Source organism: Amorphus coralli DSM 19760 (assembly GCF_000374525.1).
In the GTDB taxonomy this organism is placed as follows: Bacteria; Pseudomonadota; Alphaproteobacteria; order Rhizobiales; family Amorphaceae; genus Amorphus; species Amorphus coralli.
Genome location: NZ_KB894570.1, coordinates 735,373 through 756,731, shown reverse-complemented (window position 1 = coordinate 756,731; position 21,359 = coordinate 735,373). Strand labels below are relative to the sequence as shown.

Sequence of the window (21,359 nt, the reverse complement as noted above, 5' to 3'; positions counted from 1 at the left end):
GGGCGCTACGACGTCGGCCGCGGCGCGGTCAGATAGGTCATCACCACATCGACCGCGTGCGTGCGGCGCTCGGCCAGCCAGGCATCGTCGCCGAGATCGCGCTGAAACATTGCCGACAGTGTGTGGCGTTGGGCGAGGTGCGTGATGCACAGGGACAGGATGGTCACGTAGAGCTGCGCAGGCTCGATGTCGACCGTGAACACGCCGCTGGCGCGGCCGCGGGCGACGAGGTCGTTGATGGCCTCCAGCAGCGGCAGCGTCGTGTCGGACACCATCGGCAGCGCGTGTGCGAACCGGCCCGAGGCCATGTTCTCGTTGCGGATGATGGCCACGAAATCGGGGTTGTCGCGCAGGTAATCGAAGGTGAACTCGACCAGCCGGCGCATTCCGTCTTCCGGGGGGAGGGTGCCCAGGTCGAGCTGCCGCTCCATGGCGCGGATGCGGGCGTAGGTGTCTTCCAGCGCCGCCAGATACAGCTCTTCCTTGCCGCCGAAATAGCGGTAGATCATCTGCACGTTGGCTTCAGAGGCCTTGGAAATCTGGTCGATGCGCGCGCCGCTGAGGCCGTGCTGTGCGAAGGCGTGTCGGGCCGCGTCAAGAATTCTCTGCCGCGTGGCCTCGGCATCGCGCTTGTGGGGCGCGCGCCGTGGCGCTTTCGTCTTTCTCGTCGTCACCAAATCCCAACCCCCGATCGCTGGTCCGGTCGATGCGATGCATTCCGCGCCGCTGCCCTGAAATGAGGCATCTGGTGCCTGTTTGACCAAGCCGTCGCCGCGCACGCGCTTCAAAGCATGGTCCCGACCTGAGCACAAATGAGCGGCAACGTATGTAAAAATTTGCTTACAGCCTGGGAAACGAGCCGTCTCGCCGATTTTCTTCGCGCATTCTTCGCTGCTCTGGCCCGCCCGTTGCACATGTCTCCCCGTCCAGCAGGCGCATGCATGCCTGTGCCCATCCATCTGCAAGGGGAGAGCCGACATGAAGACACCCTCCAGGCTCAGACTGCTGCCGGCCGCGTTCGGCATGACCATCGCCGCACTCGGCTACGCCATGCCGGCGGGACCGGCGTTTGCCGCCGATCCGATCAAGCTCGGCCATGTCGCCGCTCTCTCGGGCGCATCCGCCCAGTCGGGAGAAGCGATCACGCGCGGTCTGCAGATCGCCATCGACGAGATCAACGCGGCAGGTGGCCTGCTCGATGGCCGGATGATCGAGCTCATCCAGCGTGATGATGAATCGAAGCCGCCGAAAGGGCTGATCGCCGCCCGCGAGCTGATTTTCAACGAGGACGTCGCGGCCTTCTTCGGTGGCATCGATTCCCCGGTGTCGCTGGCCATCGCGCCGCTGGCCAACCAGGAAAAGACGCCGTTCATGGCGGTCTGGGCCGCAGCGACCGGCATCACCCGCAACGGCGCCGATCCGAACTACGTCTTCCGGGTCTCCGCCATCGATGCGCTCGTTGATATCAAGCTGCTCGACTACGCCAACGACAAGTTCGGCGCCACCAAGGTCGGCCTGATGCTGATCAACAACCCCTGGGGCGAGTCCAACGAGAAGGGCCTTGTGGCGGCCGACGAGGAGAACGACGCCGTCGAGATCGTCGGCATCGAGAAGTTCGAGGGCGCCGACGTCGACATGACGCCGCAGCTCACCCGTCTCAAGGACGCCGGGGCGGAAGCCATCATCCTCGTGGTGAACGCCCCTCCCGGCGCGCAGATGATGAAGTCGCGTGAGCGCATGGGCTGGGACGTGCCGGTAGTCTCCCACTGGGGCATCTCCGGCGGCCGCTTCCCCGAGCTCGCCGGCCCGACCGCGGGCGAGGCTCACTTCGTGCAGACCTACTCCTTCTTCGGAGACCAGGGCGAAGTCGGTGAGAAGGTGCTCGGGACGCTGAAGGAAAAATATTCCGAGATCGACGGCCCCGAGGACGTGTTCTCGCCGGTCGGTACCGCCAACGCCTATGACGCCATGCACCTCGTCGCCATGGCGATCGAGCAGGCCGGTTCGACGGACGGCGATGCCATCCGTGAGGCGCTGGAGGACCTGCAGGGCACCTATGTCGGTCTGATCAAGACCTACGAGAAGCCCTTCTCCCCGGAGAACCACGACGCCCTGGGGCCGGACGACTACGTCATGGTCCACTACGAGGGTGACAAGGTCGTTCCGACCGAGTGAAGCGAACCCCGGCCGGGCGGCGCGCGTCGCCCGGCTGCCTCCAGGCTTCGCATCGCGCGAAGCGTCAGGCGGAGCACCGATGCTTTTCCTTTCAGCACTGATTACCGGCCTTGGGCTCGGCAGCATGTACGGTCTGCTCGCGCTCGGCTTCTACGTGACCTACGTGGTCTCGAAGACGGTCAACTTCGCGCAGGGCTCGACCATGATGCTCGGCGCGGTCCTGTGCTTCACCTTCTGGGTGACGCTGGGCTGGCCAGCGCCCATCGCCATCGCCATCGCGCTCGTCGGTTGTGCGCTGTGGGGTGTCGCGGTCGAGCGCATCGCCGTGCGACCGTTCGTGCGGCGCAACTCCGAGGCCTGGCTGATGGCCACCGTGGCGCTCGGCATCGTCATCGACAACGTCGTGCTGTTCACCTTCGGGCGGGATCCGCGCGGCATGCCGCCGACCTCGCTGATCACCGACACCTTTTCGGTTGCCGGCGTCAGGGTGCAGCCGCAGCAGGTGCTGATCCCGCTGGTCGGCATCGGCCTCGCCATTGCCTTCACCGTCTTCGCCCGGCGCACGCGCCATGGCCTCGCCATGCTTGCCGTCGTTCAGAACGAGGCGGCCGCGCGGCTGATGGGCATCAATGTCGGTGTCGCCGTCTCCGTTGCCTTCGCCATGTCCGGCTTCTTCGCCGGTGTCGCCGGCATCCTGATCGCACCGCTCTTCACCATCTCCTCCACCATGGGGACGATGTTCGGCATCAAGGCGTTCGCCGTGGCCATCCTGGGGGGCATCACCAACCCCTGGGGCGTCATGTGCGCCGGCCTGCTCTACGGCGTCGCCGAGGCGCTCATCACAGCGAGCTTCGGCTCCACCTACACCCAGATCACGGCCTTCTCGCTGGTCATCGTGGCGCTCGCGCTGCGACCCGAAGGGCTGTTCGGACGTGCGGGCGTCAAGAAGGTATGAAACCCATCCATCTCCTCTCAGGCGGCCTGCTGGTCGCCCTGGCGCTCGCCGCGATCTTTACCGGCAACGGCTACGAGCTCTACATCCTGTCGCAGGTCGGCCTCACCGCGATCGTCGGCATCGGCCTCAACATCCTGGTCGGCATGTCCGGGCAGATCTCGCTGGGTCACGTCGCCTTCTATGCCATCGGCGCCTACACGGTGGCGATCCTCACCGTCGACCACGGCCTCAGCTTCTGGGTGGCGCTGCCGATCGCGGGGGTCCTGTCGGGTCTGGCCGGCGGCCTTCTGTCGGTGCCGGCCCTGCGGGTCCGCGGGCCGTACCTGGCGATGATCACCATCGCCTTCGGCTTCATCGTGGAGCAGAGCGCGGCCGAGCTCGACGGGCTGACCGGCGGCTGGAACGGCATCATGGGGATCCGTCCGCCGCAGCTTTTCGGCGAGAGCTTCAGCCAGCGCGAGATTGCACTCCTCGTCCTGGTGCTGGTGCTGGTCTCGCTTGTCGTCTACGCGCTGATCAGCAAGAGCCCCTGGGGCAAGGCCCTGCGTGCGCTGCGCGATTCCGAGGTCGCGGCCCAGTCGATCGGCCTCAATCCGATCCTGCTGCGCTGCGTCGCGTTTGCGCTCTCGGCCGTCTTCGCCGGTGTGGCGGGCGGTGTCTACGGCACCATGAGCGGCTTCATCAGCCCGGAAAGCTTCCCGTTCTTCGAATCGATCCTGTTCCTCCTCGTGGTGATGATCGGTGGCGCCGACACGATCCTTGGGCCTGTCATCGGGGCGGTGATCATCGTGCTTTTGCCGGAGGCCTTCTCCTCGCTGGCGGAGTACCAGCTGCTCTTCGTCGGCGTGCTGCTGCTCGTCGTGCTGCGTCTTGCCCCGCGGGGCATCGTCGGCAGCGTCCTGGCGCAGTGGCGGCGCTTCCGGCCCGAAGCCGCCACGAGGGTGGACGAGGGGGACCCGGTCCTTCCGTCGCGCGCGGCCAGCGGAAACCGGCTGGTGGTAGACGACGCGTCGATCTCCTTCGGCGGGGTGAAGGCGGTGCGCGGTCTCAGCTTCACGGCGGAGCCGGGTTGCGTGACCAGCATCATCGGTCCGAATGGCGCGGGAAAGACCACCGCTCTCAACCTGATCGCCGGCTTCTACGCGCCCGACACCGGCACCGTACTGCTTGGCGATGAGGACCTCACCGGCAAGCCCTCGCACCAGGTGGCGCGGGCTGGCGTTGCCCGGACCTACCAGACGACGCAGCTCTTCGAACATATGAGCGTGCTGGACAATTTGCTGATGGCGATGGTCGGCGGTCGGGTGACGGCGCGCGATCTCGGCGCGTCGCTCGAAACACCGGAGCGCCGGCGCAAGGCCGAGGGACTGCTGGCCTTCGTCGGCTACCGCGGCGATCTGCGTGCCCTCACCGGAACACTCGCCCACATCGACAAGCGCCTGGTCGAGATTGCCCGGGCGCTCGCCTTCGATCCGGAGATCGTGCTCCTCGACGAACCGGCGGCGGGCCTGGGCGATGAGGACACCGCGCATGTCGCCAGGCTCCTGCGCCGGCTTGCCGATGCCGGGCTCACCGTCATCCTGATCGAGCACGACATGAGCCTGGTGATGGGGATCTCCGATCACGTGCTGGTGCTCGATTCCGGTGCGAAGATCGCCGAGGGGCCACCAGCCGTGGTGCGCCAGGACCCGCGGGTTCTGGCGGCCTATCTCGGCGAAGGGGCCTCGGCAATGCCGGCCCGCACCGCTTTCGTGAAGGCGGGCGAGGTGGCGCTGGCGGTGGAAGGCCTGTCGGCCTCCTACGGGGCGAGCGAGGTCCTGCATGGCCTCGACCTGTCGATTGCCAGCGGCGAGCTGGTTGCCGTGCTCGGCGCCAACGGGGCGGGAAAATCCACCTTGATGCGCACGCTTTCCGGGCTGCACCGCCCGGTGGACGGACGCATCGCCTTCCGGGGCGAGGCGGTCGAGCATCTAAGCGCGGACCGGATTGCCCGGCGCGGCCTCGTCCTGGTTCCCGAGGGCCGCCAGGTCTTCCCCGAGCTTACCGTCGTGCAGAACATCCGCCTCGGTGCTTATGGGCGTCCGCCGGCCGATCTGGACGCCGAGGTGGAGCGCATGCTCGACCGCTTCCCGCGCCTGAGGGAGCGCCAGGCGCAACGGGCGGGGCTTCTCTCCGGCGGCGAGCAGCAGATGCTGGCCATCGCCCGCGGCTTGGTGGCGCGGCCGGAGGTGCTGTTGCTGGACGAGCCGTCGCTTGGCCTGGCGCCAGCGCTGATCGAGGAGCTCTACGCCATCCTCGCGGGGCTGCGCGACGAGGGCGCCACCATCCTGTTGGTCGACCAGATGGCTGAGATGGCGCTGGCCATCGCCGACCGAGCCTACGTGCTGTCGTCCGGCCGCATCGTGTCCAGCGGCACGCCGGCGGAGATCCGCGACAGCCGGCTTCTCGAGGAGGCCTACCTGGGCGACGCCGCAAGCGTGGCGTCCTGATGCCTCTCATCCCCCAATCAAGCGCGTTGAGGAACGGACCATGGATCTCATCCTGAAGGACGCCCGGCTGCCCGGCGACGCCGGTGCAAGCGTTGACATCGGCATCGCCGATGGGCGCATCGCGGCGATCGAGGCGGGACTTTTGGCCGACGCCGAAATCGTCGATGCCGGCGGACGGTTGGTCTCGCCGGGGTTCGTCGAAACCCACATCCATCTCGACAAGTCCTGCATCCTCGATCGCTGTTCCTCCCGCAGGGGCGACCTGGAGGAGGCCATCGGCGAGGTCGCGAAGGCCAAGAAGGACTTCACCGCCGAGGACGTCTACGAGCGTGGCCGCCGCACCATCGAGAAGTGCCTCAAGCAGGGCACCACGCACATGCGTACCCACCTGGAGGTGGACCCGGTGGTGGGCTTGCGCAGCTTCGAAGGCGTGATGCAACTGGTGAAGGACTATGCCTGGGCCATCGACATTGAGATCTGCGTCTTTCCGCAGGAAGGCCTGCTCAACTATCCCGGCACCGATGAGCTCATGGTCGAGGCGATGCAGAAGGGCGGCAAGGTCGTCGGCGCTGCGCCTTACACCGACTGCGATCCGCACGGCCAGATCGACCGGGTCTTCGAGATCTCGCGCGAATTCGACGCCGACATCGACATGCATCTCGATTTCGGTACGGACGCCAGCGGGCTCGACCTGGACTATGTCTGCGAACTGACCGAGCGCTTCGGCCGGGGAGGGCGGGTCGCGATCGGCCACGTTACCAAGCTTGCCTACGTCGATCCGGAACGCCTGGCGGAGATCGCCGGCCGGCTGCGCGATGCGGGTGTCGCCCTGACCGTGCTGCCTTCCACCGACCTCTTCCTGATGGGGCGCGATCGCGACCATGCGCAGACGCGGGGCGTCACGCACGCCCACACGCTGCTCCATCACGGCGTGAACTGTTCGCTCTCCACCAACAACGTGTTGAACCCGTTCACGCCGTTCGGTGACTGCTCGCTGCTGCGCATGGCGAACCTCAATGCCAACATCTGTCACATCGGCGCGGCGGACGACATCGCCGAGTGCTTCAACATGATCACCACGCGCTCGGCCCGGCTGGCCAACCTGCACGACTACGGGCTCGAAGTCGGCAAGTCCGCCGACCTCGTCGTCATCGACGGCGCCACGCCGCACGCCGCGGTGGCCGAATTGGCGCCGGTTCTCCACGCCTTCAAGCGGGGGCGCCGGACGCTCACCCGTCAGCCCGCCGAGCTTCATTTCCCCAATCGAGATCACGCATGACCGCGACGGATTACGCTGCCGCCACGCCTTTCGCCGACAGCCTCAACGCTTACTGTCCCGACAACCAGATCGCCGTCGATGGATCCGGCGAGGGGCCGCTCGCCGGCCTGACCTTCGCGGCCAAGGACGTCTTCGACATCGAAGGGGCGGTGACGGGAAACGGGCATCCCGACTGGCTCCGCACGCACGATCCGGCCGAGCGGTCCGCTGTGGCGGTCGAGCGACTCCTGGCGGCCGGCGCCGACCTCGTCGGCAAGACGATCAGCGACGAGCTGGCCTATTCGCTCACCGGCGAGAATTTCCACTACGGCACACCGGTCAATCCGGCCGATCCGACCCGGGTGCCGGGCGGTTCCTCCAGCGGGTCAGCATCGGTGGCGGCCGCCGGCGTGGTGGATTTCGCCCTCGGCTCCGATTGCGGCGGATCGGTCCGCGTGCCGGCCAGCTATTGCGGCATTCTCGGAATGCGACCGACCCACGGGCGCGTGCCGCTGGACGGCGCCGTCCCGTTCGCGCCCAGCTTCGATTGTGCCGGCTGGTTCGCGCGCGACCCGGGGATTTTCGAACGGGTCGGGCGGGTGCTTCTGGCCGACGAGACGCCGGCTCGGCCGGTCATGCGGATCCTCTATCCCTCCGACGCCTTCGCGATGCTGGAAGACGAGCCCCGCGCCTCCCTCGACGAGGCAATCCAGCGGGTCGAGACGCGTGTGGTGTCGGCGGAGAAGATCGTGCTGGCAGAGGAGGGGCTCGACACCTGGTCGGAGACGTTCCGCACCATCCAGGCCGCAGAGATCTGGCGGTCGATGGGGTCCTGGCTCACCGAGGTGGAGCCCGAATTCGGTCCCGGCGTGAGGGAGCGCTTCGCGGCGGCGCGGACCGTCGATCCTGCCCGGCTCGAGCGTGCAAAGTCGCATCGGCGCTCAATCGTATCGGCCCTCTCCGGGCTGCTTGCTCCCGGCACCGTCCTGGTTCTGCCCACCGTGCCGCGCGGGGCGCCGGAACGGGGGGGCGATGCTGGCGAGATCGAGGTCACCTATCGCAACAAGGCGATGAACCTCTTGAGCGTGGCCGGGCTCGCCGGCCTTCCGCAGATTTCGCTGCCGCTCGCCCGGCACGGGAACCTCCCGCTCGGACTTTCCATCGTGGGCGCGAGGGGCAGTGACGTGGATCTTCTGGCGCTCGCGTCGAGCCTCGCCTCCCGCTGATCGAACCGCCCTGCCTGTCTGCCATTGAGGCAGTTTTGCACAAAGTTTGCGCGTGCAAATAAAACGGCCAGATGTAGGCTGCATGTAAGCATTTACTTGCATCGCGAGCCGGTCACCGGAACCACCGGGAGCCGGCGGCCTCCAACCAAAGGGACCGGTCTTCATGCTCCTCCACGTTCTTGCTCACACGCGTAACGCCGCGCCGGCCGGCCTGGCCCTGGCGGCCGCTCTCATGGCCAGCACATCCATCCAGGCGCAGGAGGTCCTGAAGTTCCATCACGACCTCCCCGAGGACTCCGCGCAGCACATGGCAGCGGAGCGGTTCGAGGAACTGGTCGAGGAGCGCACCGATGGCGCCATCGACGTTCAGATCTTCGCCAACAACGCGCTCGGCGATGATGTCGAGGTGGCGCAGCAGATGCAGTTCGGTGCCGTCCAGGCCGCTCCGATCCCGACGGCCAAGCTCTCCAACTTCGCGCCGAGCCTGCAGCTGATCGACCTGCCGTTCCTGTTCCCGAGCCCCGAGGTGACCTACGAGTTCCTCGATTCCGATGTCGGCATGGACGTGTTGGCCGACCTCGATGAGTCCGGCTTCGTCGGCGCCATGTTCTGGGAGTCCGGCTTCAAGCAGCTCACCTGCAACCACGAAGTCACGGCTCCGACCGATCTCGACGGCCGCAAGGCCCGCGTCATGGAGAGCCCGCTGCTGATCGCGCAGTTCGAGGAGCTCGGCGCGACCGCAATCCCGATCGCCTTCTCCGAGACCTATTCGGCCCTCCAGCAGGGGGTCGTGGAGTGCCAGGAGAACCCGATCGTCTCGATCCTCAAGATGAAGTTCTACGAGGTTCAGGACTACATGATGCTGTCGAACCACGGCTATCTCGGGACCGCCATGATCTTCTCCAAGGTCTGGTTCGACGCCCAGGACGAGGAGACCCAGGCGATCCTGCTTGAGGCCGCCCGGGAAGCCGGCGCCTACCAGCGCGAGAAGTCGGCCGAGCTGCAGGGCGCCTACCTGCAGGAGATCGCCGATGCCGGCACCACGACCATCGTGGAACTGACGCCGGAGCAGATCGCCGGTTTTTCCGAGGCCATGAAGCCGGTGCACGCGCAGTTCGCCGACAAGATCGGTCCGGAGCTGCTCGAGCGCACCTACACCAAGCTCGACGAGCTGAGCGCTCAATGACAGGCGCTGCCGCCTCGATGGCACGTAACCCGGGGGCCGCCGCAAGCGGCGCCCGGGCACTGCTGCGCCTGGCGGACCGGCTCCTGACGGTCTTCGAGGCCGCCCTGCTCGTGGTAGCGCTGTCCGCGTCGGTCCTGTTTCTCGTCGCGGACATCGCGCTGCGCGTCACCGTCAACGTCGCCCTGCCATGGGCGGCCGAGGCCACCCGATACGCCATCGTCTGGCTTGTCTTCATCGGCGGCAGCCGGGCCGCCCTGGTGGGCGCCCACATCACCATCGACGCGCTGCCGGAATTCCTGCCCCATCACGCCGCGCGTGCCGTGACCCGCACCGGCTTCGCGGTGTCCTCGGTCGCCTGCGCCGTGCTGGCCTGGTACGGCGTCGGCCTGGTCCAGACCATGATGGCGTTTAGGCAGCTTTCCCCGTCGCTGGAGATCCCGATGTGGTGGGTCTACCTGGCGCTGCCGCTCGGCTTTGCCCTGATGACGGTACGCTTCGCGCAGGCCGCAGTGAGCCCGCCGGCCCAGCACACCGGCTCGGCCGCCTGATCCGTCTGGAGTTCTTTGCATGCCGCTTGGCTTTGCCGCCGCCGTCACGAGCCTGCTTGCGCTGAGCGTCCCGATCTTCGTGGCGCTGTGCCTGCCGGTCATCGTCTTCCTGGCAACCACCACGTCGACACCACCCGAGCTGGTGATCCAGCGGCTGTTTTCCGGTGTCGACAAGTTCCCGCTGATGGCGATCCCGTTCTTCATCCTGGCGGGCAACCTGATGGCGAGCGGCGGCCTGTCACGGCGGCTGACCGCGCTTGCCGTCTCGCTGGTCGGCGCGCTGCCGGGCGGTCTCGCCATGACCTCCGTGGCGAGCTCGATGTTCTTCAGCGCGATTTCCGGCTCGAGCCCGGCGACCGTGGTCGCCGTCGGCAAGATCATGCTGCCGGCCATGACCGACGCCGGCTACCGCAAGCCGTTCTCCATCGGCCTCCTGATGAGCGCGGGCTCGCTCGGCATCGTCATCCCGCCGTCTATCTTCATGATCGTCTACGGCGCCGTGACGGGCGTTTCCATCGGGGCGCTGTTCCTGGCGGGGCTGGGGGCGGGGCTGATCTACGGCGCCGTCTTCATGGCGATGTCGATGATCTACGCTTGGCGGGTCGGGCTGTCGCGGGGTGCGGCCTGGTCGGGCCGCGAGATCGTTCGCAACCTCAAGGCCTCCGCCTGGGGCCTGGCGATCCCCGTCATCGTGCTCGGCGGCATCTATGGCGGCCTGTTCACGCCGACGGAGGCCGCCGCCGTGACGGTCGCCTATGCGGCCTTCGTCACCATGGTCATCTACCGCGAACTCGACCTGAAGGGACTGCTCTCGGTCCTGCTCGACTCCGCCGTCACCACGGCCCAGGTGATGATCGTCGTCGCCGCCGCATCCGCCTTCGCCTGGTACCTGACCACGTCGGGCTTCTCCGTCGCCGTCCAGTCGCTTCTGGCCGATATCGGCGACGACCCGGTCAAGGTCCTGCTGGTCATCAACGTGGTGGTCCTCATCGCGGGCATGGTGCTCGACCCGAACTCCATCATCATCATCCTCGTGCCGTTCCTGTTCGTGCTGGCCACGAGTGCAGGAATCGACCCGGTCCATCTCGGCGTCGTCCTGTCGGTGAACGCCGCCATCGGCATGTTCACGCCGCCCTTCGGCCTCAACCTGTTCGTCGCAAGCACGCTCGGCATCACCTACCGTCAGGCGGTCGTCGGGTCCGCGCCCTTCATCCTGGTGGCGCTGGTGGCGCTCGCCGTGATCACCTACGTGCCGGGCGTCAGCCTCTGGCTGCCCTCGCAGGTCTATCAGGGCATCGCCGGTAACTGAGACCGCAGCGAGCGATGCGGCAGAAACAGAGAGGCGGATCCCCGTGCTGAACACGCCCCGCGCCTATGGCGGCATGACGACCGCCCCACACCACCTGGCCAGCCGCGCCGGCGCGCGCGTCCTGGAGCAGGGCGGCAACGCGCTGGAAGCGATGGTCGCCATGGCCGCGACGATCGCGGTGGTCTATCCGCACATGAACGCCATCGGCGGCGACGGCTTCTGGATCGCCCATGCGCCGGGCGCGGAACCCGTCGGCATCCAGGCGTGCGGCCCGGCGGCCCGGATGGCCACGCCGGAGCACTATGCCGAGATCGGCTTCACTGACGCGATCCCCGGCCGGGGCGGCCCGGCGGCGCTCACTGTCGCCGGCACCGTCGGCGGCTGGCAGGAAGCGATGGCGGTGGCCGGGGAATGGGGCGGCCGGATGCCGCTGGCGGACCTCCTCGCCGACGCCATTCACTACGCTCGCGACGGCACCGCCGTCTGTGCCAGTCAGGCCCGACTGACGGTGGAGAAGCTGGGTGAACTGGCCGACGTGCCGGGCTTCGCCGACACCTTCCTCGTCGACGGCGCGGTACCGGGCGAGGGGGCGCGCCAGCGGTTCCCGGCACTTGCCGCGACGCTGCAGCGCCTCGCCGAGGCAGGCCTCGACGACTTCTATCGCGGCGATGTCGCCCGCGCGCTTGCCGCCGATCTGGAGGCCGCCGGCAGCCCGGTGCGGCTCGCCGACCTGGAGGCTTACCGGGCGCAGCGCGTGGCGCCGCTGTCGCTCGCCATCCGAGGCGTGCGCCTGTTCAACATGCCGCCGCCGACGCAAGGCCTCGCCTCGCTCGCCATCCTCGCCATCCTCGACCGGCTGGAGCGCCGCGACACATCGGGCGCGGGCTTCGTCCACGACACGGTGGAGGCCACCAAGCAGGCCTTCCTGGTGCGAAATGCAAAGGTGGTCGATCCGGCCTTCATGGACGTCGATCCTGCCAGTCTCCTTTCTGACGCGGCGATCGCCGGGATGGCGGCCGGCGTCGACCGCGAGACCGCCGCGCCGTGGCCGCAGCCGGCCGTGCCCGGCGACACCATCTGGATGGGCGCCGTGGACGGGGAGGGGCGCGCCGTTTCCTTCATCCAGAGCATCTACTGGGAGTTCGGTTCCGGCGTCGTCTCGCCCGCCACCGGGGTGCTCTGGCAGAACCGCGGCATGAGCTTCTCGCTCGATCCGGCGCACCGCAACGCGCTGGTGCCCGGCCGGCTGCCGTTCCACACGCTCAATCCCGCCCTGTCGCTGTTCGACGACGGCCGCGCCATGACCTACGGCACGATGGGCGGGGAGGGGCAGCCGCAGACCCAGGCCGCCATCTTCGCCCGCTATGCCTGGGGCGGGCTCGGCCTGCAGCAGGCGGTGACGGAGCCGCGCTGGCTCCTCGGCCGCACCTGGGGCGCGGAGAGCACCAACCTCAAGCTCGAAGACCGGTTCTCGCCGGACACCGTGGCGGTGCTCCGTGCAGCCGGCCATGACGTCGAACTGGTGGAGGCCTTCTCCGACACGATGGGGCATGCCGGCGCCATCGTCCGCCATCCCGACGGGCTGCTCGAAGGCGCCACCGACCCGCGCGCCGACGGCTGCGTCGCCGCGTTCTGACCAGGAGATCAGCCATGGACATCAACCTTCCCGACGTGAAGGCGGAGGTCGAGGCGGCCTTCGCGCGCTACGAGACCGCGCTCGTGACCAATGATGTCGGAGTGCTGGACGATCTGTTCTGGGTCAGCCCGCACACGATTCGCTACGGCGCCGGCGAGAATCTCTACGGCTACGACGAGATCATGGCCTTCCGGGCGGGGCGCAGCAGCAAGAACCTGGATCGCACGCTGCACCGGACGGTCATCACCACCTACGGCCGCGACATGGCGACGGCGATGACCCTGTTCGAACGCGCCGGCAGCCGCACCGGGCGTCAGAGCCAGACCTGGATGCGCACGCCGGATGGCTGGAAGGTGGTGGCGGCCCACGTGAGCGTCATGACCGGCTGATTCCGTCCTCGCCACCAACCGGCACGCGGCGAGGCGACGGCAGACGTGTCTGCTGTCGGAGGGGCGGCGCGCCGCGGTCGACGTTCGGCCGTCGGCGCGGCTGTGCGTGGGGAAATGGGAAAGACCCAAGGCGGATCCTGGTCGGGATCGACGCCGCGTGCTCTCGAGATGGTGGCTCCCCGGGCCGGATTCGAACCAGCGACCAATCGGTTAACAGCCGATTGCTCTACCACTGAGCTACCGGGGAACAAGGTCTCGATGTGAGCTTGGGTGCTGCCTATATCAATCCTTCTAGGCGTTGCCAAGCCTCCCGACGCGATCGGATGGGATCAAGCCTGTGGATGGCGTCTCCGAGACCCGAAATCGGACCGCATCCGGTGGAACGGCCGCCGGCCCCGGAGCATTTCACGCTGGTCGGGTGCGGCCGCCGGGCCGGCGACCCGTGCAGCCGGCATCGGCGCCTCAGCAGGTGGGAAGGAGCTCAGGGAGAATGGCAGAGGTGAGATTCGCGCGGTGGCGGATGCCGCTGCCGCGATCACGCGCGCTGCGGATGGCTCTCGGAGTGTCTCTGATCGGCGGAGGGCTGCTCGCATTCCTGCCTGTCCTGGGGCTGTGGATGTTGCCGCTGGGCCTTCTCGTCCTGTCCGTCGACAGTCCGATCGTGCGTCGGCTTCGCCGCCGGCTGGAAGTCCGGTGGGGGCGGACGTGGCCGCTTTCGCGCCTGCTTGGCCGCGCGGGTTCACCCGCGCCCGCGGATGGCTCCGCTGAAAGCCGCGAGGCGGGCGGCAGTCCGCAGCACTCTGCCCGCTGATTGCGTCGGCACCGGCTTTCCGTCATGGTCTTATGCGCGCTTCGGTGACCTGACGGGCTGATCCGTCGGGTCTTCGGGAATGCGGTACGCGGTTCGCCCCTGGCGAATCGCAAGGCCGCAGCTGCCCCCGCAACTGTAGGCGGCGAGCCCTCTCTCCTCGGCGGACGGTCCGCCGGCCACTGGGAAACCGGGAAGGCGGAGGACAGGGCTGCGACCCGCGAGCCAGGAGACCGGCCGGACGCGCACGACTTCATCCCGGGCCGTCGGGCGGACGGCTCATGGAGGCTTCGATGTTCGACCCGGCCGCGTCCGGTTTCCCCATTGCCAGTGCCTGCGGGCCCGATGAATGCCGCCGCTGCCCGCTCCGCGTGCCGGGTTGCCGGTCATGAGCGATCCCGTACCGTCCCGAACGGTCCTGGTGCTCGGTGGCGCACGCTCCGGCAAGAGCCGATTCGCCGAGGCGCTCGTCCTCAAGAGCGGCCGCACGCCGGTCTATCTCGCCACGTCCGGCACGCCGCGCGACGGCGAAATGGCCGAACGCGTCGCGCATCACCGTGCCCAGCGCGGCGACGAGTGGCGCACCGTTGAAGCCCCGCTGGACCTGATTCCCGTTCTGGCCGACGCTGCCCGTCCGGACACGGCGGTCCTGGTCGACTGCCTGACGCTGTGGCTGGCAAACCTGATGGAGGCCGGCCGGGATGCGGACGCCGAGGCGGCGGCGCTCGCCGCTTCCCTTGCTGCGCTTTCCGGCCCCGTCGTCTTCGTTTCAAACGAGGTCGGCCACGGCGTGGTGCCGGAGAACGCGCTTGCGCGCCGCTTTCGCGATCATCACGGCCGCCTGAACCAGACAATCGCCGCCGCTGCCGACAAAGCCATCCTGATGGTGGCCGGCCGGCCGCTCGTGCTTCCGAAGTCCCCCGATCCGGAGATCGTGCTTTGACGACGCTTCCCTCCCGCATTCCCGCGACCATCGTCACCGGCTTCCTCGGCGCGGGAAAGACCACCCTCATCCGCCGCCTTCTTGAGCGCGCCGACGGCAAGCGCATCGCCGTCATCGTCAACGAGTTCGGCGATCTCGGCTTCGACGGGTCGCTGATCGGCGAGTGCGTCGATCCCGACTGCGTCGCCGACGACGTGATCGAGCTGACCAACGGCTGCATCTGCTGCACCGTCGCCGACGACTTCCTGCCCACCATCGAGGCGCTGCTGGACCGGCCCAACCCGCCGGAGCACGTGGTCATCGAGACTTCGGGCCTGGCGCTGCCGCAGCCGCTGGTTTCCGCCTTCGCCTGGCCGACGGTGAAGACCCGCATCACCGTTGACGGTGTCGTCACGCTGGTCGACGCGCACGCCTTGTCCGAGGGGCGGCTTGCGGCCGACCTGGCGGCGGTGGAGGCGCGGCGCAAGGCCGATCCGGCGCTCGATCACGAAAGCCCGATCGAGGAGCTGTTCGAGGATCAGCTCACCTGCGCCGACGTCGTGGTGCTGACCAAGACGGATCTGGTCGACGGCGCGGCGCTCGATGGCGTGCGCGGTCAGGTTTCCGGCCGTATTCGCGCCGGCGTGCCGACGGTCGAGGGAAGAGCGGGCGAGGTGCCGGTCGATGCGCTCTTCGGCATCGTCGCCAACGCCGAGGACGACGTGGCCGCCCGCGCCGGCCACCACGGGGTCGACCACGACCACGAGCACGACGACTTCGATTCCTTCGTGCTGACGCCCGGCTCGTTTGCGAGCGTCGGCGCCGCGCGCCATCTCGTGACCCGCATCGTCGAGCGTGACGACGTGCTGCGGGTGAAGGGCCGGCTGGCGGTGGATGGCAAGCCGGCACCGCTGGTCGTCCAGGCGGTCGGGCCGCGCGTGGAGACCTGGTTCGGCCGTCCCGGTGATGCGGTCGGCGGCATCGTCGTCATCGGGATTCACGACATGGACCGGGCTGCCGTCGAGGCGCTCGTCGCGGAGCTTCCCGCCTCCGCCTGAGGGTCCGTTCCGCGCGCGTTCCCACCACGATCCAGAAGCGATACCGACCGCATGCACCTTCTCGCAGCCCGCTCCACCGGCATCGAGACCACGGAAGAGGCAGTCGATATCGACCTGTCGCCGGGGGAGATCGTTTTTCTCTCGGCGGCGGATTCCGAACTGTCCGCCTTCGCTGATGCGGCTGGGGCGCTGCCGGACGATTTCCCTACGCTGAGGCTCGCCAGCCTCGTCACCCTGGCGCACCCGATGTCGGTGGACGTGGCGCTGGAAAAGACGTTCCGGCACGCCCGCCTGATCGTCGTCCGGCTGCTGGGGGGCGCCGCCTACTGGCCGCACGGGGTGGACGCCCTGTCGACGCTCGCACGGCAGGGTGGACCCAAGCTTCTCATCGTGCCGGGCGAGGCGCGCTGGTCGGAGGCGCTTGCCGCCACCGGAACCGTTGCGGAGGAGGATGCCCGCACCTTCTGGCGCTACTGCGTCGACGGCGGCCGCGACAACCGCGTCAACGCGCTCGCCTTTGCCGCGCACCTGATCGGTCGGGCCGAGCGGCCGGCGGAGCCGAAGCCGATCCCGCTCGCAGGCTGCTACTGGCCGGGCGAGGGCGCCGTCGATCTCGAGTTCGTGCGCGCCCGCTGGGCCGATCCCGCTGCCCCCGTCGCGGCGCTGGTCTTCTACCGCTCGCATCTCCAGGACGGCGCGACCGCCCCCTCCGACGCCCTCGTCGAGGCGCTTGCCGCGCGCGGGCTCAACCCGCTGCCGATGTTCGCCTCCAGCCTGCGCGACGACGCGCCGGCCGAGGTGGTCGCCGCAACGCTCGGTGCCGCCGATCCGGCCGTGGTCCTGAGCTCGACGGTCTTCTCCGCCGGCGGCATCGGCGACGACTGGCGCGGCACCGCGCTGGACCGCACCGGCGCGCCGGTCCTGCAGGTGGTCCAGGCCGGTTCCTCACATGCCGGCTGGGTGGAGAGCGAGCGCGGTCTCGGCATCCGCGATCTGGCCATGAACGTCGTCACCACCGAGATCGACGGCCGCATCCTGACCCGCGCCATCTCCTTCAAGGAGGAGGCGCCTGTCGATGCGCGCACCGAATGGGCGCCGATCCTGCCGGTGCCAGTGCCCGACCGCGTGGCCTACGTTGCCGACCTTGCGGCGAACTGGGCGCGGCTACACCGCACGCCGGCGGCGGAGCGGAAGGTCGCCCTGGTGCTCGCCAACTACCCGACCCGGGACGGGCGGCTCGCCAATGGCGTCGGTCTCGATACCCCGGCGTCCACCGTGGCCATTCTCCACGCCATGACGGCGGCCGGCTACGCCGTCGAGGGCGCACCGGAGACGAGCGACGCGCTGATGGCGTGCCTGACGGCTGGTCCCACCAACGCGCCGGGCTCGATCATACGGGGCGGCGGCGTCACTCTATCGCTCGATCGATACCTTCGCTTCTTCGCGCAACTGCCTGAAGAGGCTAGTCAAAAGGTCGTCGAGAAATGGGGCGATCCCGCCGCTGATCCCTCGATCGAGGATGGCGCCTTCCGGCTGGCGGTTCACGAATTCGGTTCGGTCGCCGTCGCCGTCCAGCCGGCCCGCGGCTACGACCGCGATCCAAAGGCGACCTACCACGACCCGGATCTGCCGCCGACCCACGCCTATCTCGCCTTCCATGTCTGGCTGCGCGAGACGTTCGGGGCCGACGCCATCGTGCAGGTCGGCAAGCACGGAAACCTGGAATGGCTGCCTGGCAAGGCGCTGGCGCTCTCGGCCGGCTGCTTTCCGGAGGCAGCCCTCGGTCCCGTGCCGACGGTCTATCCCTTCATCGTCAACGATCCGGGCGAGGGCAGCCAGGCCAAGCGGCGGACATCGTCCGTCATCGTCGATCACCTGACGCCGGCGATGACCCGGGCGGAGAGCCACGGCGCTTCGGAGACGCTGGAGCACCTCCTCGACGAGTTCTCGCTTGCCGATGCGGTCGATCCGCGCCGTGCCGAGGTGCTGCGCAAGGACCTTGTGGACCTCGCCATCCGCCACGGCTTCGACCGCGACATCGGCGTCGACTTCGCCGCCGATCCCGATGGCGCGCTGATGGCGCTGGATGCGCACATCTGCGACCTGAAGGAACTGCAGATCCGGGACGGGCTGCACATCCTTGGCGCCTCGCCGGAGGGAAGACTGAGGACGGACACCCTTGCCGCCATCGCCCGCCTGCCGCGCGGCGAGGGGATCGGCACGGCATCGCTCTCGAGGGCGCTGGCCGCAGATCTCGGCCTGTCCGGCTTCGACCCGCTCGAGGCGGAATTGGCCGCGCCATGGTCGGGCCTCCGGCCTGCCGCCCTGGCAGCCGTTTCCGATGCGCACTGGCGGACGGCGGGCGACACGATCGAGCGCATTGAACTCCTGTCCGCGGCACTGATTGCCGGGGCGGTGGATCCGGATCCGGCCTGGGCGGAAACGCGGGCGGTGCTCGACGCCCTCTCGGCCCGCATTGCGCCTGCTCTCGACCGGTCCGGCGCGGCGGAAATCGCCGCGGTGCTGAGAGCTCTGGACGGTCGCTTCGTGGCACCGGGCCCTTCCGGCGCGCCGACGCGCGGGCGCACCGACGTGCTGCCGACCGGCCGCAATTTCTTCTCCGTCGACGTGCGCGCCGTGCCCACCGAGGCGGCCTGGCGGATCGGCTCGAAGGCCGCCGAGCGCGTGGTGGAGCGTTACGTGATGGAGGAGGGCGACTGGCCCCGCGCCATCGCCTTCACCTGCTGGGGCACCGCCAACATGCGCACCGGCGGCGACGACGTGGCCCAGGCCTTGGCGCTGGTCGGCGCGAAACCCACCTGGGACGCCGGCTCCGGCCGGGTGACCGGTTTCGAGATCCTGCCGCTGTCGGAGCTTCGCCGGCCCCGGGTCGACGTCACGCTGCGCGTCTCCGGCTTCTTCCGCGATGCCTTCCCCAACCAGATCGCGCTCTTCGATGCGGCCGTGCGCGCCATCGGCAAGCTCGATGAGCCGGCCGACCAGAACCCGATCGCCGTGCGGATGGAGGCTGACCGGGTCGCTCTGGCATCGGAAGGCCACGGCGAAGAGGAGGCCGAGCGCGAGGCGGGCTACCGCGTCTTCGGCTCCATGCCCGGCGCCTATGGAGCCGGTCTCCAGGCGCCCATCGACAGCGGCCAGTGGGAGGCGCGCGAAGAGCTTGCCGACGTGTTCCTGTCCTGGGGCGGTTACGCCTACGGGGCGGGCGTGGAGGGCGCCTCGGCGCGGGGGCGGTTCGAGACCCAGCTCGCCCGCACCGATGCCGTGCTCCAGGCCCAAGACAACCGCGAACACGACATCCTCGATTCCGACGACTACTACCAGTTCGAGGGAGGCATGGCGGCGGCGGTTGAGACGCTGGCGGGCGCCGCACCGGTCAGCCTGCACGTGGATACCAGCCGGCCGGAGCGGCCGATCGCGCGCACGCTCGGCGAGGAGATCGGGCGGGTGGTGCGGGGTCGTGCCGCGAACCCGAAATGGATCGCCGGCATGATGCGCCACGGCTACAAGGGCGCCTTCGAACTCGCCGCCACGGTGGACTATCTCTTCGCCTTCGCCGCCACCACCAACGCGGTGGGCGACCACCATTTCGACCAGCTCTACGACGCCTACCTCGAGGACGAGACGGTGCGCGCCTTCGTGGAGGAGAAAAACCCGCACGCGCTCGCCGAGATGGCGGCGCGGCTGAAGGAAGCCATTGATCGCGGCATGTGGAAGCCGCGGGCCAACAGCGCCTATGATCGGCTGGCCGGCTGGGCCGTGCCCGCCCGCGCAAGCGAAAAGGAGACCGTCACGTGAAGGAAGGCCTGAGCGAAGAGGAACTCGACGCGCGCCACGCCGACAAGATGCGCAAGAAGAAGGCCGCCCGCGACAAGATCATGGCCACCAAGACGATCGAGAAGGGGCTTCTCATCGTCAACACCGGCAAGGGCAAGGGGAAGTCCACCGCCGGATTCGGCATGATCTTCCGGGCGCTCGGCCACGGCTTCCCCGTCGCCGTCGTGCAGTTCGTGAAGGGGCGCATCGAGACCGGCGAACGCATGGCGCTGGAGCGCTTCGATGATCTCGTCACCGTCAAGCGCATGGGCGAGGGCTTTACCTGGGAGACCCAGGACCGCCAGCGCGACATTCAGGCGGCACGCGCCGCCTGGGACGCGGCGAAGGAGATGATCGCTTCCAGCGAGTACCGTGTCGTGCTGCTGGACGAGCTCAACATCGTCCTGCGCTACGACTATCTGCCCATCGAGGAGGTGGTGGACTTTCTCGTGAACGAGCGGCCCGAAGACGTCCACGTGGTCGTGACCGGCCGCAACGCCAAGGACGAGCTGATCGAGGCCGCCGATCTCGTCACCGAGATGACCATGATCAAGCACCCTTTCCGGGCCGGTGTTAAGCCCCAGGCCGGCGTGGAATTCTGATCTTGCCCGGGGCGAACGCCGAAACGCGAAACGGACGGGCCATGCCCGCCCGCCTCACATCGACCGGATGGTGGGTTGCCTACGGGCAGCGCACCGCGCGGCCATAGCGGTCACGGCAATTCTTCGGCGTCGTGGCCCCGCCGATGATGGCGCCCGTCGCGCCGCCGATGACGCCGCCGGCCAGGGCCGCACCGGCGCTGCCGCCCGCCGCCGCGCCGATAAGAGCGCCGCCGCCGGCACCCAGCGCGCCGCCGACCAGCGCCCGATCGGTGGTGGAATTGGAGTTGCAGGCGCCGAGCCCGAGGGCGAGCGCGGAAACGATAACGGCAGTTCTGATGGTGGCGATTTTCATGGCCCCGGTTTCCCCTTGCAGTTGCCCGGACCGGCAGCCACCGGTCGTGTCGGGTTCGTCAGACCCGGGCATTGACTGTGCTTTTCCGCTCCAGGGCAAGGGCTTTCGCTGGAATCTGATGGAACTGCGTGACGGTCGGGGCACAAAAAAACCGGCCGCCGAAGCTCGGCGACCGGTCTTTCGATCGTTGGATGGATCGAGTGGCTTACGGGCAGGCGACCGCCCGGCCATAGGCGTCGCGGCAGGCCTTCGGCGTCGTGGCCGCACCGGCCAGCGCGCCGGCACCGGCACCGATGGCGCCGCCAGCAAGCGCGGCCCCGGTGCTGCCGCCGGCAGCCGCGCCGACGAGGGCGCCCGTGCCCGCGCCGATTGCGCCGCCCGCCAGTGCACGATCGCGCGACGAGTAGGAGTTGCAGCCGGCGAGGCTAACGGCCAGCACGGCGATGATCATAAGGGCTTTCACGCGTCCCTCCTTTGGAAGCTTGAACCGGTTTCGTTGGCGTGCGCACCACGCTCTGCGACAGCGCATTCCACGAGCCGGAAGAATTCGCCGGCGCACCAAAAGTTCCTTTCTCCGGTTCGGCAGGTGCGCAAACGGCCCCCGGCGAACGG

At 68.6% G+C, this 21,359-nt stretch carries 17 protein-coding genes, 1 tRNA gene, 1 pseudogene and 1 riboswitch; of the genes and pseudogenes, 15 read left to right on the top strand and 4 right to left on the bottom strand.

Annotated features, from left to right (window positions below):
• Positions 1-5: 5 nt before the first annotated feature.
• On the bottom strand, positions 6-779 hold the full coding sequence (locus C507_RS0103435) for a TetR/AcrR family transcriptional regulator (RefSeq protein ID WP_245559644.1): 774 nt from the start codon (positions 777-779) through the stop codon (positions 6-8).
• 199 nt (positions 780-978) lie between these two features.
• Between C507_RS0103435 and C507_RS0103430 the strand changes: the two genes are divergently transcribed.
• From C507_RS0103430 to hpxZ, 10 genes are all read left to right on the top strand, one after another.
• Positions 979-2,175 (top strand): ABC transporter substrate-binding protein, encoded by a 1,197-nt coding sequence (locus C507_RS0103430; RefSeq protein ID WP_018698258.1) that lies wholly within the window; start codon positions 979-981, stop codon positions 2,173-2,175.
• 79 nt (positions 2,176-2,254) lie between these two features.
• Positions 2,255-3,130 carry a branched-chain amino acid ABC transporter permease gene (locus C507_RS0103425; RefSeq protein ID WP_018698257.1) on the top strand — a complete coding sequence of 292 codons (876 nt, stop codon included), beginning with the start codon at positions 2,255-2,257 and terminating at the stop codon, positions 3,128-3,130.
• Positions 3,127-5,619, top strand: coding sequence for a branched-chain amino acid ABC transporter ATP-binding protein/permease (locus C507_RS0103420; protein WP_018698256.1), 2,493 nt, complete (start codon positions 3,127-3,129; stop codon positions 5,617-5,619). Before C507_RS0103425 ends, C507_RS0103420 begins: the two co-directional genes overlap by 4 nt.
• A 40-nt stretch (positions 5,620-5,659) precedes the next feature.
• A complete protein-coding gene (locus C507_RS0103415; protein WP_018698255.1) occupies positions 5,660-6,898 on the top strand; it encodes an amidohydrolase family protein in 1,239 nt (412 codons plus the stop codon).
• Positions 6,895-8,103 (top strand): amidase, encoded by a 1,209-nt coding sequence (locus tag C507_RS0103410; RefSeq protein WP_018698254.1) that lies wholly within the window; start codon positions 6,895-6,897, stop codon positions 8,101-8,103. Before C507_RS0103415 ends, C507_RS0103410 begins: the two co-directional genes overlap by 4 nt.
• A 163-nt stretch (positions 8,104-8,266) precedes the next feature.
• Entirely contained in the window at positions 8,267-9,289 is a 1,023-nt protein-coding gene (locus C507_RS0103405; protein ID WP_018698253.1) for a TRAP transporter substrate-binding protein, read from the top strand.
• A gap of 17 nt (positions 9,290-9,306) precedes the next feature.
• Complete coding sequence (locus C507_RS0103400) at positions 9,307-9,837, top strand: TRAP transporter small permease (RefSeq protein WP_210162074.1); 531 nt, start codon at positions 9,307-9,309, stop codon at positions 9,835-9,837.
• A gap of 19 nt (positions 9,838-9,856) precedes the next feature.
• Positions 9,857-11,146 carry a TRAP transporter large permease gene (locus tag C507_RS0103395; protein ID WP_018698251.1) on the top strand — a complete coding sequence of 430 codons (1,290 nt, stop codon included), beginning with the start codon at positions 9,857-9,859 and terminating at the stop codon, positions 11,144-11,146.
• A 43-nt stretch (positions 11,147-11,189) separates the two neighbouring features.
• Complete coding sequence (locus C507_RS0103390; protein WP_018698250.1) at positions 11,190-12,782, top strand: gamma-glutamyltransferase family protein; 1,593 nt, start codon at positions 11,190-11,192, stop codon at positions 12,780-12,782.
• A gap of 14 nt (positions 12,783-12,796) precedes the next feature.
• On the top strand, positions 12,797-13,171 hold the full coding sequence (hpxZ, locus tag C507_RS0103385) for an oxalurate catabolism protein HpxZ (RefSeq protein WP_018698249.1): 375 nt from the start codon (positions 12,797-12,799) through the stop codon (positions 13,169-13,171).
• A gap of 172 nt (positions 13,172-13,343) precedes the next feature.
• Here the strand turns inward: hpxZ and C507_RS0103380 are convergent.
• A tRNA-Asn gene (locus C507_RS0103380) sits at positions 13,344-13,418 on the bottom strand.
• Positions 13,419-13,661: 243 nt separating this feature from the next.
• Here C507_RS0103380 and C507_RS23415 point away from each other — a divergent pair.
• The 5 genes and pseudogenes from C507_RS23415 to cobO form a co-directional block, all read left to right on the top strand.
• Positions 13,662-13,874: pseudogene (locus tag C507_RS23415) on the top strand (hypothetical protein); the annotation flags it as partial.
• 132 nt (positions 13,875-14,006) lie between these two features.
• A riboswitch (cobalamin riboswitch) is annotated at positions 14,007-14,235 on the top strand.
• A 132-nt stretch (positions 14,236-14,367) separates the two neighbouring features.
• Positions 14,368-14,922 carry a bifunctional adenosylcobinamide kinase/adenosylcobinamide-phosphate guanylyltransferase gene (gene cobU, locus C507_RS0103370; protein ID WP_026318810.1) on the top strand — a complete coding sequence of 185 codons (555 nt, stop codon included), beginning with the start codon at positions 14,368-14,370 and terminating at the stop codon, positions 14,920-14,922.
• A complete protein-coding gene (gene cobW / locus C507_RS0103365; RefSeq protein WP_018698246.1) occupies positions 14,919-15,959 on the top strand; it encodes a cobalamin biosynthesis protein CobW in 1,041 nt (346 codons plus the stop codon). Before cobU ends, cobW begins: the two co-directional genes overlap by 4 nt.
• Positions 15,960-16,010: 51 nt before the next feature.
• Positions 16,011-19,775, top strand: coding sequence for a cobaltochelatase subunit CobN (gene cobN, locus C507_RS0103360; protein WP_018698245.1), 3,765 nt, complete (start codon positions 16,011-16,013; stop codon positions 19,773-19,775).
• A complete protein-coding gene (gene cobO, locus C507_RS0103355) occupies positions 19,772-20,395 on the top strand; it encodes a cob(I)yrinic acid a,c-diamide adenosyltransferase (protein ID WP_018698244.1) in 624 nt (207 codons plus the stop codon). Before cobN ends, cobO begins: the two co-directional genes overlap by 4 nt.
• Positions 20,396-20,474: 79 nt before the next feature.
• On the opposite strand, the gene C507_RS0103350 is transcribed toward cobO, so the two are convergent.
• A complete protein-coding gene (locus C507_RS0103350; RefSeq protein WP_018698243.1) occupies positions 20,475-20,747 on the bottom strand; it encodes a hypothetical protein in 273 nt (90 codons plus the stop codon).
• A gap of 205 nt (positions 20,748-20,952) precedes the next feature.
• Positions 20,953-21,210 carry a hypothetical protein gene (locus tag C507_RS0103345; RefSeq protein ID WP_026318809.1) on the bottom strand — a complete coding sequence of 86 codons (258 nt, stop codon included), beginning with the start codon at positions 21,208-21,210 and terminating at the stop codon, positions 20,953-20,955.
• Positions 21,211-21,359 lie beyond the last annotated feature (149 nt).

Bases quoted from the DNA above. Each gene is read 5' to 3' on its own strand.
- C507_RS0103430 (WP_018698258.1), top strand. From the start codon at position 979: ATGAAGACACCCTCCAGGCTCAGACTGCTGCCGGCCGCGTTCGGCATG.
- C507_RS0103425 (WP_018698257.1), top strand. From the start codon at position 2,255: ATGCTTTTCCTTTCAGCACTGATTACCGGCCTTGGGCTCGGCAGCATG.
- C507_RS0103420 (WP_018698256.1), top strand. From the start codon at position 3,127: ATGAAACCCATCCATCTCCTCTCAGGCGGCCTGCTGGTCGCCCTGGCG.
- C507_RS0103415 (WP_018698255.1), top strand. From the start codon at position 5,660: ATGGATCTCATCCTGAAGGACGCCCGGCTGCCCGGCGACGCCGGTGCA.
- C507_RS0103410 (WP_018698254.1), top strand. From the start codon at position 6,895: ATGACCGCGACGGATTACGCTGCCGCCACGCCTTTCGCCGACAGCCTC.
- C507_RS0103405 (WP_018698253.1), top strand. From the start codon at position 8,267: ATGCTCCTCCACGTTCTTGCTCACACGCGTAACGCCGCGCCGGCCGGC.
- C507_RS0103400 (WP_210162074.1), top strand. From the start codon at position 9,307: ATGGCACGTAACCCGGGGGCCGCCGCAAGCGGCGCCCGGGCACTGCTG.
- C507_RS0103395 (WP_018698251.1), top strand. From the start codon at position 9,857: ATGCCGCTTGGCTTTGCCGCCGCCGTCACGAGCCTGCTTGCGCTGAGC.
- hpxZ (WP_018698249.1), top strand. From the start codon at position 12,797: ATGGACATCAACCTTCCCGACGTGAAGGCGGAGGTCGAGGCGGCCTTC.
- cobU (WP_026318810.1), top strand. From the start codon at position 14,368: ATGAGCGATCCCGTACCGTCCCGAACGGTCCTGGTGCTCGGTGGCGCA.
- cobN (WP_018698245.1), top strand. From the start codon at position 16,011: ATGCACCTTCTCGCAGCCCGCTCCACCGGCATCGAGACCACGGAAGAG.
- C507_RS0103350 (WP_018698243.1), bottom strand. From the start codon at position 20,747: ATGAAAATCGCCACCATCAGAACTGCCGTTATCGTTTCCGCGCTCGCC.